The organism is Psychrobacter sp. JB193 (assembly GCF_002285555.1).
GTDB classification, from domain to species: Bacteria; Pseudomonadota; Gammaproteobacteria; order Pseudomonadales; family Moraxellaceae; genus Psychrobacter; species Psychrobacter alimentarius.
Genome location: NZ_NRGY01000002.1, coordinates 591,509 through 604,600 on the forward strand (window position 1 = coordinate 591,509; position 13,092 = coordinate 604,600).

Sequence of the window (13,092 nt, forward strand, 5' to 3'; positions counted from 1 at the left end):
TTTAATTTTAACCTCAATCTCAAGATTGATATATAAAAGACTTAGTAGTTCAGAGAATTATAGACTATTAACCAAAAAAAAGGCCACTCCCGAAAGAGTCGCCTTTTATAAATAACTCACTAATTGGTCTTAGCTTACGTCTTTTAACCCTTGCTCCAGCATTGGCTTTAAGAATTCACCCGTATATGAGCCTTTCACTTCTGCCACTTCTTCAGGCGTGCCTTCAGCAATGATGAGTCCACCGCCTTTACCGCCTTCAGGACCCAGATCAATTACCCAATCGGCTGTTTTTATTACATCGAGGTTATGCTCAATGACCACGATGGTATTGCCTTTGTCGCGTAGAGTATGCAGGATATGGAGCAGCTTATAGATATCATGGAAATGCAAGCCCGTGGTTGGCTCATCCAAGATATAGAGCGTCTGTCCCGTATCGCGTTTGGCAAGCTCACGTGCCAATTTGACACGCTGCGCTTCACCGCCTGATAGGGTTGGAGCGGACTGACCCAAGCGAATATAACCAAGACCGACATCCATGAGCGCCTGCAGACGACGATAAATCGCTGGAATCGCTGAAAAGAACTCAGTCGCATCTTCCACCGTCATATCAAGTACATCGGCAATGCTTTTGCCTTTGTAGTGAATCTCTAAGGTTTCGCGGTTATAACGCTTGCCTTCACAAGTGTCACACGGCACGTACATGTCTGGCAAGAAATGCATTTCAACTTTGATGAGACCATCGCCTTGACACATCTCACAGCGTCCGCCTTTGACGTTGAAACTAAAGCGACCTGGCTTGTAACCACGAGCGCGTGCTTCTTGCGTTTGGGCAAACATTTCACGAACAGGGGTAAACACGCCTGTATAGGTGGCTGGGTTTGAACGCGGCGTACGACCGATAGGGCTTTGGTCGATATCGACCATTTTATCCAAATGCTCAAGACCGCTGATGCTCTCATGCTTGTCAGCGATCAGCGTTGACGCATTGTTTAACTGCGTCGCTGCCAATGGCATCAAAGTACGGTTGATAAGCGTTGATTTACCCGAACCTGATACGCCTGTCACACAGGTCATGATACCGACTGGTATGGACAGGTCGACATCGTGTAAGTTATTGCCGGATGCGCCTTTTAGTTCAATCATCATTGGTACTTTTTTGGCTTTGGCCTTACCTTTGACTTCCATATCCATGGTTTTGGCTTGATGACGAATAGCTGGAATCTCAATCTGTCTCTTACCAGACATGTATTGTCCAGTGAGCGATTCTTTATTCGCCATGATATCATCGATAGTACCTTGCGCGATGACGTGACCACCGTGTACGCCAGCACCGATACCGATATCAATGACATGATCCGCTTGGCGAATAGCGTCTTCATCATGTTCAACGACTAGTACGGTATTACCCAAGTCACGTAGACGCGTCAAGGTTTTTAGCAAGCGATCATTGTCACGTTGATGCAGACCAATTGATGGCTCATCAAGTACATACATAACGCCCATGAGACCCGCACCGATTTGGCTAGCAAGTCTGATACGCTGGGCTTCACCGCCTGATAAGGTCTCGGCAGAGCGAGCAAGCGTCAGATAATCCAAACCAACACTCACAAGGAAGTTTAAACGCTCGTTGATCTCTTTAAAGATTTTCTCAGCGACTTCCCCTTTATGACCGCCAATCTTAAGCGTTTTATAATAATCCGCAGCGTCACCGATAGACAATTTAACGATTTCGGCGATGGTTTGGTCATCGACACGCACGTTGCGCGAGATTTCATTCAAACGCGCGCCATCACAGACATTACAGGTAGTGTCTGCCAAGTATTTGGCCAGCTCATCACGCACCAGATTGCTCTGCGTTTTGGCGTAACGGCGTTCTAGATAAGGCAATACGCCTTCGAACGGCACGGTCTTATTGGTTTTGCGGCCTCGCTCATCGGTAAAGTTAAAGGTAAGTTTTTCTTTACCAGAGCCATGCATGAGGATGTCTTGCTGCACTTTTGGCAAGTCATGCCATGGCGCATCCATGTCAATCTTAAAATGATTGCAGACCGTAGACAGCAAGCCAAAGTAATAGGCATGACGCTTGTCCCAACCATTAATGGCGCCTTGGTTAAGCGATTTTTCATGATGAGTAATGAGTTTTTCGGCAGCAAAATACTGACGTTTACCTAGACCATCACAGCTTGGACACGCCCCGTATGGGTTGTTAAAACTGAACATACGTGGCTCAAGCTCAGGCACTGCTCGGTCACAGATAGGGCATGAGTGCTTGGCTGACATGACTTGATTGTCATCACCACCTTCTTTTGGATTGCCATCCATAAAGTGCAGCGTAACCAGTCCTTGACCCAAACGTAGTGCCGTCTCTAAACTCTCTGCAACGCGGTTACCTAAGTCATCACGGACTTTAAAGCGATCTACCACGACTTCGATGGTATGTTTTTTCTTTTTATCGAGTGTTGGTAGCTCATCGGTATCGTACACGTCGCCATCGACACGTACACGGACAAAACCTTGACCAATCAGCTGCTCAAGTAAAACAGTATGCTCGCCTTTACGCTCACGAATCACGGGTGCCAAGATCATAATCTTGGTGTCATCGGGCAATGCCATGACTTGATCGACCATTTCGGTGACTGACTGTGCGACCATGGGTTCACCATGTTCAGGACAATATGGCGTGCCGATACGCGCATAGAGCAGACGCAAATAGTCGTAAATTTCGGTAATGGTTCCCACCGTTGAGCGTGGGTTATGGTTGGTCGATTTTTGCTCAATCGCAATCGCAGGTGATAAACCTTCGATACTATCGACCTCAGGCTTTTCCATTTGCGAGAGAAACTGACGTGCATACGCCGACAAGCTCTCGACATAACGGCGTTGTCCTTCAGCATAAAGCGTATCAAATGCTAGCGAAGACTTGCCTGATCCAGATAGGCCAGTGATTACCACAAATTTGTCTCGGGGAATGTCTAAGTCGATATTTTTTAGATTGTGGGTGCGTGCACCACGTATTGCAATATGGTCATGTGCCATCGTTTATGGGTTTCCTATTTGCTAAAATGGTATGTAAAAAGATGTCGAAAATATAAAAGGGTCAATGAAGATACATTCATTGATCAATCAAAAGTATGAATGGTTGTTTTTATTTTAATTTTACTGAACGAATTTAAATCAAATAAGGGTTAAGTAACAGGAGGTGTTTGTTATAGATTTAAACAAACAGTGTCATTTTATCGGGGTATTTGTCATAGGCAGTATGTGGCAATAATGCTTACGACGCCTTACTTTATGGTCATGATGGATGCATTATTCAAGGTGTGATGACGTACCAAAGGCACTTGGTAACAAAATTATTCTTTTACGTTTATGGTTTGGCATAGGTCTAAGCGTGGGCGTTGTATTGGGCATGGTATAAAGACAAAAGTCTCGGCAACATGGCGACGAATACCTTATACTAGGGAGCTTGATTTTTAGGGTGATGCCTTGATAAAGCAGCAGTGCCAGTGTTAAACCAGCAATGTAAAGCCAGTAGTGTTAAACCAGCGATGATCAATCAGTGAGGCAAGTATGAATAGCGTAGAAAAGCGAGCAATCCTCGGGGTCGGCGGTATTTTTGCCTTGCGGATGATTGGCTTGTTTATGATTGTGCCCGTGTTTTCTGTCTACGGTAATAATTATGCGCATGCCACCCCGTTTTTGATTGGTTTGGCAGTTGGTATTTATGGTCTAGGACAGGCAATATTTCAGATACCGATGAGTCTGGCGGCTGATAAGTTTCCGCGTAAACCCATTATATTTTTGGGGTTAATCTTATTTGCTGTCGGCGGTATGATTGCGGCAAATGCGACAGATATCTATGAGGTTATCATTGGTCGTGCGCTGGCAGGTAGTGGTGCGGTCTCTGCTGTATTGATGGCACTATTGGCAGATGTGACACGCGAGGAGATGCGTACTAAAGCAATGGCGACAATGGGTTTGACCATTGGTACCTCTATTATGCTTGCTTTTGCTTTTGGCCCCTTGTTGGTAGGTGCGCTTGGTATCTCGGGGTTGTTTTGGCTGACCTCAGGTTTCGCTGTCTTAGCCATGCTGCTATTGCTCATGGTTCCCACGCCTTTGCGTGTGCTCAAGCACAATCTAGACAACAAGTCGATTCGTGAGCAGTTAGCGACTGTCCTTAAGATAGGCGATTTAAACCGCTTACACATCGGTGTCTTTGCGCTACATCTAACCATGACCGCGATATTCGTCATACTACCGCACCAGCTCAAGGACGTCATGGGTTTGTCGGTGAGTCAGCAAGGCATGGTTTATTTGCCGCTCTTGTTTGTTGGTTTCGCAGTGGCGATTCCTTTTATCATCATTGCCGAAAAAAAACGTAAAATGCGCCAAGTATTTTTGAGCGCCATTGCAGTAATGACTGCAGCCTTGGCATTTCTTGCCTTTGGTAGTCAGATTGGTGTTGGTATTATTTTTGGATTGCTGCTGTATTTTATGGGGTTTAATCTGCTTGAGGCCACGATTCCTTCCTGGATCTCTAAGCGTGCGCCCGTTGCCAATAAAGCGACGGCGATGGGGTTAAATTCATCGAGTCAGTTTTTAGGCGCGTTTGTTGGTGGTGCGATGGGCGGGTTGTTACTGAGTCAGCCCAATTTGGTGGCATGGGGCCTGCTGGCAGTTGTCATGGGCGCTGCGCTACTTTTGATTATACCAATTGCTCAACCGCCTTATTTGTCCAGCACGACGGTGACGATTCCCAAAAACATCAATATACAAGAGTGGTCACGCCAGATATTGGCGGTAGAAGGAGTGGATGAGCTGGTGGTTATGGCAAAAGAGCAGGTCGCTTATCTAAAACTCGATAAGGCACAATTGACCGATGATTCACGACAAGCACTGTCACATTTGGCACAAAGTCCACTAGATATCTAATATACCATATCTCTTTGCTGCACCATTTTAGGTTGATAAAAATCAGAATAAATAGGTAGAACTGAATAGACAATAACCGTACAGATAGCCATTATCAATCAGTAAACACTAAATACTTATCTTTATCTAAAAGGAATTAATATGAGTAAGTTTAAAAGGCTTTCTAGTGGCACGATGGTTGGTAGAAACATGGTTAATAAAAACGTGATTGGCAAAAAAAATGTCACTCGCACAATGACCAAGATTGTAATAGGTTGTGGGCTATCAGCTACGTTATTGATTTCTGGCTGCGCCACACAAAATATCCAGGCCTATCAGAACACTACGCCGACGCTCGATATGCATGAGTTTTTCTCAGGTAAAATTGATGGTTGGGGAATGTTTCAAGGTCGTAATGGCGAGGTCAAAAAACGGTTTTATGTCGATATCAATGCGACTCACGAAGGAGATAACGTCATCGTTTTGGATGAAAAATTCTCGTGGGCGGACGGGTCAAAATCGCAGCGTATATGGCGACTGACTGAGCAAAGTAATGGCGTCTGGGTTGGGACAGCAGGAGATGTCATCGGCGAAGCAACAGGAGAAGTAGTCGGTAATACCTTGCATTGGAATTACGTATTGGCTTTGCCTGTTGAGGACAAAACCTACCAAGTCGATTTTGACGATTGGATGTATCTTATCAATGACGGTGTCATGCTCAATCGCTCAGTGATGAAAAAATTTGGGGTAGAGTTGGGCAGTGTGACTCTAAGCATGCATCGCAAAGATCCTGCCACAAAATAACGTAATAATTAGGATTTTACTTAGAAATGATAAAGGTTGATGGTGTTCATTAATCGCTTAAAATGTCAAAATAGTGGCACTTTCATTTTTTAGCCTTTAAATATAATGATATACATATCTAAGCGACATACATTGTCGTCTCCAGCTGATGGTCTGTAGATATTTGAACAAAAATTGGTTAAAGTAACGTCATATCATTAATAGAATTTACGGGTTCTATTAAATAATATTTGAGTAAATTATTCATAAATAAAAGGACGGTATCATGCGCGGAGTTAATAAAGTTATCATCATCGGTAACCTTGGAGCAGATCCTGAGGCACGTCAATTTAGTAATGGCGGTAGCGTGACCAATATTTCGGTTGCGACGTCAGAGCAATGGACAGACAAGCAAAGCGGCGAAAAAAGAGAAGCGACAGAATGGCATCGTATCTCACTATTTAATCGTCTGGGCGAAATCGCTGCACAGTATTTGCGTAAAGGTAGTAAAGTCTATATCGAAGGCAGTTTGCGTACTCGTAAATATCAAGATCCAAATGGTCAAGATCGTTATATTACAGAGATTCGTGCTGAGCAAATGCAAATGTTAGACGGTCAGAGTGGCGGTCAAGACAGCAGTAATTTTGGTGGTCAAAACCAAGGGCAAGGTGGTTATGGCAATCAAGGCGGCCAAAGCAACCAAAATAACTTTGGTCAACAAGCCAATAATCAGCAAGGCGGCTATAATCAAGCAGTTGGGGCGAGCCAAGGTGGCCAAAATAGCTTTAATAACCAAAATGCGCCTGCTCAGCAAAACCAGTTTAACCAACCGACTCAACAACGTCCCGCACAGTCGAAGCCTACTGCCATGCCGGATGGTCCTGTAGACGATGACATCCCGTTTTAAATCATACAATAATAGAATATTGTATTTATAGATATTTAGCTCATTGGTAATATTGCCAATGAGCTATTTTTTTAAATACGATTTGCTTAGAAAAACAAGACTCTGCTATTGCAGAGTTTTTTAACGCCTAATGATAAATAATATGAAAATATTTGATTTTAAGTAATTAATAAAATTTATATAGAAAGAAATAAGTTTATATATTTCTTCAAAATTAATAATTTATAGAACATTTGTCTGATTTAGTCCAAATACCCGTCTTCTCTTATAAGTATATGTCCATACATATTTATAGATTATTTAATATCACTAAAAGATAATAAGTGTTTTATATAAGAAAGATGACAAATATTGCATTGGTGTTTTTTAATAAATTTTGGCTTGAAATTTATAAAAAGTACCTTTCATACGCTATATCAACCGTCTATTCCATTGGTTTCAATTAATGCTAGTAGTTTATTAAAAGTGGTTGATATAATCCTTGTAAATGAAGAGGTTAGAAAATATAAAGATAAATATTTTTATAAAAGTGTTTTTTAGGGGTAATGAAAACCTACTGTTTTACCATTTAGTGCTAAAACGTAAAATTTATTGGGTGAGAGGTTTACGATAAAGCGATACTCTCTTTATCGTTATTGGCAGGGATAAAGCATGAATAGTAGTGATGTGTTTGTGAAAACGGATTTGGGAAGAGATGAAGTAAAGTCTCAAGGTCTGGGTATATTACCGCGAGAAGCAAGAACATTACTCATCATGATTGATGGTAAGAGAGATTATCAAAGCTATCTTTATGCACTAAACCAGAGCAAGATGTTTGCAAGTTTTGGCGGCATAACATCGTTACTCGAATTGCTTTTAGAGCTTGAGTATATTGAGATCGTTAGTGCCAACAGTACCTCGATAGACACTCAAACCCAACCAATAAGCCAGTCCTCTGATATCAGTATCGAGTCAGCCGTTGATCGTGCTTTCAATAATAAATCTCCCAAAAGAATGAAAGCAATTGGCAATATTTTTAAAACTAAGTTATCTGCGGCAAGATATGAAAACATAAAGTCAGATTTGGCAGTTTATATAGAAAGAAATGCATCTGCGGCAGAGGCTTGGGGCTATTTACTCTTGCTAGAGCAATGTGTGAATAACTCACAACTGTTGATTTTGGCACAAGAGATACAACGTAAAAGTCATGGCGATCTATCGCTTGGTATGACCAGTTTTATAAAGCGAATTGAGCAATAGTATTGGGGCTATTTCAATCTCAGCTCTATAGTACTTCTAATGGATCTAGTGATCGCCAAAAATAGATAAAAAGTACTTTATAGTTAAATATAAGCATTAAACCTCTTGAGTCAGCTAGAGATTTTTTATAGATTTATGTTTATTTTATTATAAATAAACTATTTAAAATTAGAGAGAAATCATGATTGCCAAATAATGATCTATAAAAATTTATTTTATTTACTTATGTTTGCTTTTTAGTTTTTTTGTTATGTGGTCATAATAGTGCGCTATTGATTTATGATAAGTTTTTGTTTATATTAACGAGCATCATAAAAATGATAATTAATAATTTCATATATTTAATATTTTAGTGGTTTATTCATTCTTTTAGAAATGAATGAATAATTATTTATCAGTGCTTAATAGCGATTAATATATCTATTAAGTTGATCTTTATTTCATTTTACAGTTGGATTTATTATGAGCAAGAATAACGTAATCGACTTGGACAACCTAAATGTAGATGAGCTACGCGCCATCACAGAAAACGCTCAGCAACTTATTGCCAAAAAGCAACATCAGCGTTTGTATGATGCTTATATGCAGTTCGAGAAAATTTCAGAAGACAGCAATGCGACTATCGAAGAGATTTTGAAAGCGGGCGAAAAGCTAGAGAAAAAGCGCAGTATCAAATATCGTAACGCAGATAACAATGAAGAGACTTGGACAGGACGTGGTCGTAAGCCAACTTGGTTGGTTGAAGCGTTAACGGCAGGTCGTGATCTTGAAGATTTTGCAGTGTAATAGATAATATTGATGCCATCACTTAGGTAGTCATAGGCTACCTTATCTATAAAGTTAATGGACACAGCTTAGGTGTAACCAGTAAATTTTATTGTACGCAGTGATAGCGTTTATAATAGACGAAGCCAGTATCTTTATTGCCAGTATTTTGGCAAAAAAGATACTGGCTTTTTTTCTGTCATCTGTATGCCATTGTTTGTTATGATAATGACGTTTTCGTCTCATAGAAGAGTTATGCCACTGTGCCCCAAGTTTCTGCATCGTCTCATAAGCGTCCTCGCAAGTTATGGTGGCTAGTTGGGATTATATTGTTTGCACTATTTGCTATCTTGCAAATGCCAGCATCGTGGCTACTAGAGAAGTACGCGCCTGATACGCCTTATGTGCAGCACGTGTCTGGTAACTTATGGCAAGGCTCAGTTATTTGGCAAATACCTGTGTCAGCGATACCACTCACAGGGACGGCAAAATGGTCATGGCAGCCGTGGCATCTATTATTGGGCAAGTTAGGTGCTGAGGTTGATATTCAAGCGGACCAAACCCGATTAAACGGACAAGTAAAAGTAGGGGTTAACTCGTGGCAAGTTGATAATATGAGCGGTAAAATTGCCCCTGAAACGCTAGCCAGTGTGGTTGATTGGCAGCTGCCCAATACACCCATTCAAGTCAACAACGTATCATTGCAACGTCAGTCTGGCTCAAGTGCAGCAGACAATGAGTCTAATAAGGCGCTAGCTGGATTTACTCAAGCAGACGGTCAGTTGACGTGGGTTGGCGGTGAAGTTGGCTATCCGAGCGGTGGTAAGATTTTTTATATTACCATGCCAGTGATGCGAGCTGAGCTGAGTGCCGAGCAGAAAAACAATCAGAACCTGCTGCATATCAATTTGCTCAACAACCAAGATAAACGTTTGGGTGACTTATATGTTGATGGCGATATGATGTTAGATGTCAGTTTGACCCAGCGTCTATTAGAAAATATGCCTGAGTATAAGGGGCAAGCACCGCAAGACACACCAGTCGTCAGCGTACGTCAGCCACTATCGGCTGGACTGGGGATACCCTAAATGATGAATGTATCTGCGAACCTCAAGCCTGTTATTAAAATGCTCAATCGCTTCTCAGGTTGGTTGCTATTATTGACCATCGCTTGGTTGTGCTGGACAGCCGCGCGATTATTGTGGCTATTATTAGCGCCACCATTAGCGCCCGCATTGCCGTTAGCGACTTTGCAAAACACGCCTAGTGCCAACACTGATTCTGGTAGTGTATTCGCTATTTTCGCTGAGCCTGATCCCATTGCTGCTGCCGTACAGCCACCACCCAATATTGGTCTGAAAGGGGTATTACTGGCCATACCGGAGAGCCTGTCTTCAGCCATGCTGGATGTTAACGGTGAAGTAAAAAACTATCGCATTGGCGATCGCTTAAAAGACAGTGGCTATACTTTAATTGCAGTCGACTGGAATGAGATTGTCATTGCCGATGCAAATGAAAAACAAACCGTCATTCAGATGCCAGAAGCCATGCCATTAGACCAAAGCGATATGATAGCAGGCGGCATTAGCAATCAGCGTTTGCCGAATAATAACATGCTGCCTACCACGCCTCAGTCTATGGAAAATATGACGCCTGAAGCCCCCGAAACGGGTGAGACAACCAGTCCGCAATCTGCGATAGAAGAAGCCGTTACGGCATTACAGGATAATCCTGCCAGTTATCTGAGCAGAATGGGTGTCATGGCATCTGGTGAGAGCTATCAAGTGACGGCAGCGATGCCTGCTAAATTGCGTAATCGTCTAGGCCTTGAACCAGGCGATCAAGTGTTGACGGTCAATGGTCAGAGCGTGGGTAGCAATCCTGCACAAGATGCTGGTGTGCTCCAACAGATACAGCAATCGGGCGAGGCGCAGATAGAAGTGCGCCGCGGTGAGCAAGTGATTACGATTCGTCAGCAGTTTTAGATAAATGCAATGATATTAAGTATCCTATTTAAAAGAAACAAGACTTTGATTAGTGCTATTGTAAGCCACCTGCTAATGGACCACTTTTAGCACACAATAAGGTTAGTACATCCTAAGCGACATCATTTTGGGTAAACATGAATATGGTAAGTTCTCGTAATTTTTCAGTCACGCCTTTGCACCATGTATTACAGCGTTTGATGCGCCTGTGTCGTCCACTTTGCATTGCAGTGCCACTATGGGTTGCTGGTACTGGTCTTGCAAGTGCTGAAAGCTGGAAAGTCAACTTACAAGATGCTGATATCAAAGCTTTTATCAATGAAGTTGCGACCATCACTGACCAGAACTTTGTTCTTGATCCACGTATCAATGGTAATGTGACAGTGATCTCTAACAAAGCCTTATCACGGGATGAGATTTATCAGCTGTTTTTGAGTGTGATGCAAGTAAATGGGGTAGCGGCAATTGATTCGGGTACGACAATCAAATTGGTGCCAGACAATGTTGCCAAACAATCTGGCGTGGCCGTGGATTTGCGTGGTAATAGTGTCGGCGAGACGCTAGCAACGCGCGTTATTTATTTGACCAACACCCAAGCAGCAGAAGTGCTGGGTGTTATTCGACCATTAATGCCACAATCTGCCCATGCGGCTGCCGTACCAGGCGTCAATGCTTTGGTCTTGTCTGATCGTGCTGACAGTCTCAACCAATTAACAGCGCTTATTCGCGATTTAGACAGCAACGTCAATGACAGTTTGCACGTGATACCGTTACGCCATGTCGATGCCGAACGCATGATGGACTTAATCAGCTCGCTAGTGATGACAACGGGCGGTGGGCAAGCACAAGGCAGTAGCAACCAGCTTAAGGTTATTGCTGATGCGTCGAGTGACCGACTGTTGGTTAAGGGCAGTCCTGAGATGATTGCCAAAGTACAAGAAATGGTCAATCAGTTAGATACCACGCCCTCAAGGCGTTTGAGTGGGTTGCGTGTTTTTCGATTAAAGTATGCCAGTGCGTCTCATATTGCAGAAATGCTACGTGGGTTACTTGCCAATCAATCCATCAATAGCGCTGGGGCAGCTTCTTCATTAGAATCAGCATCATTGAATGATACGCCTAGTACAGGTGCTGCATTAACTGGCGAGACGGGTGGTATCAATACCAGTGCCGCCAGTTCAATCGCTGCTAGCCCAAGTTCAAGTGGAGGCAGTGGGTCGGATGTGGGTGGTCGACCCTTTAGTATCATCGCGGATGAAACTCAAAATGCGGTCATCGTCAATGCCGCACCTGAGCTGATGTTTGAAATCGAAGACGCCGTTAATCAGCTAGACAATCGCCGTGCGCAAGTCTTAATTCAAGCCGCTATCGTAGAAGTGTCTGGTGATGATGCGACCCAGCTTGGGGTACAGTGGGCACTTGGTAACGCCAATAGTGGCTATGGTGTGGTTAACTTTAACAATGTGGGCGCAAGTGCCGCTTCGCTTGCCGCTGCCGCTTTATCTGGTGGTGGATCAGCCAGTATCAGTGCAGCAGCAGGTTCGATAGCAGGTGCTCTGATTGGTATTGGCGATAGTAGCAAAGACAGTCGAGGAAATACCCAGTTTTATGGGGCTATCTTGCAAGCGCTTGATTCCTCTACCAGTGCAAATCTGCTGTCTATGCCGTCTATTCTGACATTAGATAATGAAAAGGCCAGCATTCTAGTTGGTCAAAACGTGCCGTTTGTGACAGGTTCTTTCACTACCAGCGGCAATAACTCAAATAACCCCTTCCAGACCATCGATCGCCAAGACATTGGTATTAATCTGAACGTTATTCCGCATATTGGGGATAATGGCACGGTACGGTTGGAAGTCTCACAAGAAGTGTCATCAGTTGTACCAGGCAGCACAGGCAATGCTAGCGGCTTAATTACCAATAAAAGCCTTATCAATACGACCATCTTAGCCGATGATCAACAGACCATTGCGCTAGGGGGACTTATGCGCGATAACACCACCACGCGTCAACAAAAAGTACCGGGTTTGGGTAATGTACCAGTTATTGGTCGATTATTTCGCTCTGACAATGATTCCACTCAAAAAAGCAATTTGATTATATTTTTACAGCCAACCATCCTTCGTGATGGCGGTGCAGTCGCTAGCGTTACAGAACGCAAGTTCAATCAAATGCGTGTACTACAGCTAGTTATTGACAAGAACGGTACTATCAAACAATTACCGTTGAGTGGTACAGAAGGGTGGAATGGTGATGTCAGTGCAGATTACGAACTAATGCCACTGAACCCCCTTGTTCCTAAGCGAGATCAAACACCACGGGCAGCACCTCAGGGTTTTACCAAAGTAGATGCGCCAAGCACTGGCATAACAACCTATCCTCTAAATCGATAAGCATGCACCATACGGTTTTTCATAACTCGTATATAAAATGACAATGTCTTAATTTTATCTCTCAAATGTACGGCTTATTTAACTCATAATATTCCGTACATTAGCT

Annotated in this window: 9 protein-coding genes; 8 read left to right on the forward strand and 1 reads right to left on the reverse strand. The window is 43.0% G+C overall.

The window, feature by feature from the left end:
• Positions 1–129 precede the first annotated feature (129 nt).
• Positions 130–3,036, reverse strand: coding sequence for an excinuclease ABC subunit UvrA (gene uvrA, locus CIK80_RS10330; RefSeq protein ID WP_062845293.1), 2,907 nt, complete (start codon positions 3,034–3,036; stop codon positions 130–132).
• Between the two features lie 534 nt (positions 3,037–3,570).
• Here uvrA and CIK80_RS10335 point away from each other — a divergent pair.
• The 8 genes from CIK80_RS10335 (at position 3,571) to gspD (ending at position 12,986) form a co-directional block, all read left to right on the forward strand.
• Positions 3,571–4,935 (forward strand): MFS transporter, encoded by a 1,365-nt coding sequence (locus tag CIK80_RS10335; RefSeq protein ID WP_095569917.1) that lies wholly within the window; start codon positions 3,571–3,573, stop codon positions 4,933–4,935.
• 141 nt (positions 4,936–5,076) lie between these two features.
• On the forward strand, positions 5,077–5,718 hold the full coding sequence (locus tag CIK80_RS10340) for a DUF3833 domain-containing protein (RefSeq protein WP_257011743.1): 642 nt from the start codon (positions 5,077–5,079) through the stop codon (positions 5,716–5,718).
• 265 nt (positions 5,719–5,983) lie between these two features.
• Entirely contained in the window at positions 5,984–6,604 is a 621-nt protein-coding gene (gene ssb / locus CIK80_RS10345; protein WP_062845291.1) for a single-stranded DNA-binding protein, read from the forward strand.
• A gap of 651 nt (positions 6,605–7,255) precedes the next feature.
• Entirely contained in the window at positions 7,256–7,843 is a 588-nt protein-coding gene (locus tag CIK80_RS10350) for a hypothetical protein (protein WP_095569918.1), read from the forward strand.
• A 462-nt stretch (positions 7,844–8,305) separates the two neighbouring features.
• The gene (locus tag CIK80_RS10355; RefSeq protein ID WP_062845289.1) at positions 8,306–8,629 is read left to right on the forward strand and encodes an H-NS histone family protein; all 324 of its coding nucleotides are present in this window, start codon (positions 8,306–8,308) and stop codon (positions 8,627–8,629) included.
• Positions 8,630–8,871: 242 nt separating this feature from the next.
• Positions 8,872–9,696 carry a type II secretion system protein N gene (gene gspN, locus CIK80_RS10360; RefSeq protein ID WP_095569919.1) on the forward strand — a complete coding sequence of 275 codons (825 nt, stop codon included), beginning with the start codon at positions 8,872–8,874 and terminating at the stop codon, positions 9,694–9,696.
• The gene (locus CIK80_RS10365; protein WP_095569920.1) at positions 9,697–10,593 is read left to right on the forward strand and encodes a type II secretion system protein N; all 897 of its coding nucleotides are present in this window, start codon (positions 9,697–9,699) and stop codon (positions 10,591–10,593) included.
• Positions 10,594–10,736: 143 nt separating this feature from the next.
• Positions 10,737–12,986: a type II secretion system secretin GspD gene (gene gspD, locus CIK80_RS10370; RefSeq protein ID WP_095570385.1), complete on the forward strand. Its 2,250-nt coding sequence runs from the start codon at positions 10,737–10,739 to the stop codon at positions 12,984–12,986.
• The last annotated feature ends 106 nt before the right edge of the window (positions 12,987–13,092 follow it).

What these genes read in the sequence shown, in the direction of transcription:
- uvrA (WP_062845293.1), bottom strand. Translation starts at nt 3,036, where the DNA reads ATGGCACATGACCATATTGCAATACGTGGTGCACGCACCCACAATCTA.
- CIK80_RS10335 (WP_095569917.1), top strand. Translation starts at nt 3,571, where the DNA reads ATGAATAGCGTAGAAAAGCGAGCAATCCTCGGGGTCGGCGGTATTTTT.
- CIK80_RS10340 (WP_257011743.1), top strand. Translation starts at nt 5,077, where the DNA reads ATGAGTAAGTTTAAAAGGCTTTCTAGTGGCACGATGGTTGGTAGAAAC.
- ssb (WP_062845291.1), top strand. Translation starts at nt 5,984, where the DNA reads ATGCGCGGAGTTAATAAAGTTATCATCATCGGTAACCTTGGAGCAGAT.
- CIK80_RS10350 (WP_095569918.1), top strand. Translation starts at nt 7,256, where the DNA reads ATGAATAGTAGTGATGTGTTTGTGAAAACGGATTTGGGAAGAGATGAA.
- CIK80_RS10355 (WP_062845289.1), top strand. Translation starts at nt 8,306, where the DNA reads ATGAGCAAGAATAACGTAATCGACTTGGACAACCTAAATGTAGATGAG.
- CIK80_RS10365 (WP_095569920.1), top strand. Translation starts at nt 9,697, where the DNA reads ATGATGAATGTATCTGCGAACCTCAAGCCTGTTATTAAAATGCTCAAT.
- gspD (WP_095570385.1), top strand. Translation starts at nt 10,737, where the DNA reads ATGGTAAGTTCTCGTAATTTTTCAGTCACGCCTTTGCACCATGTATTA.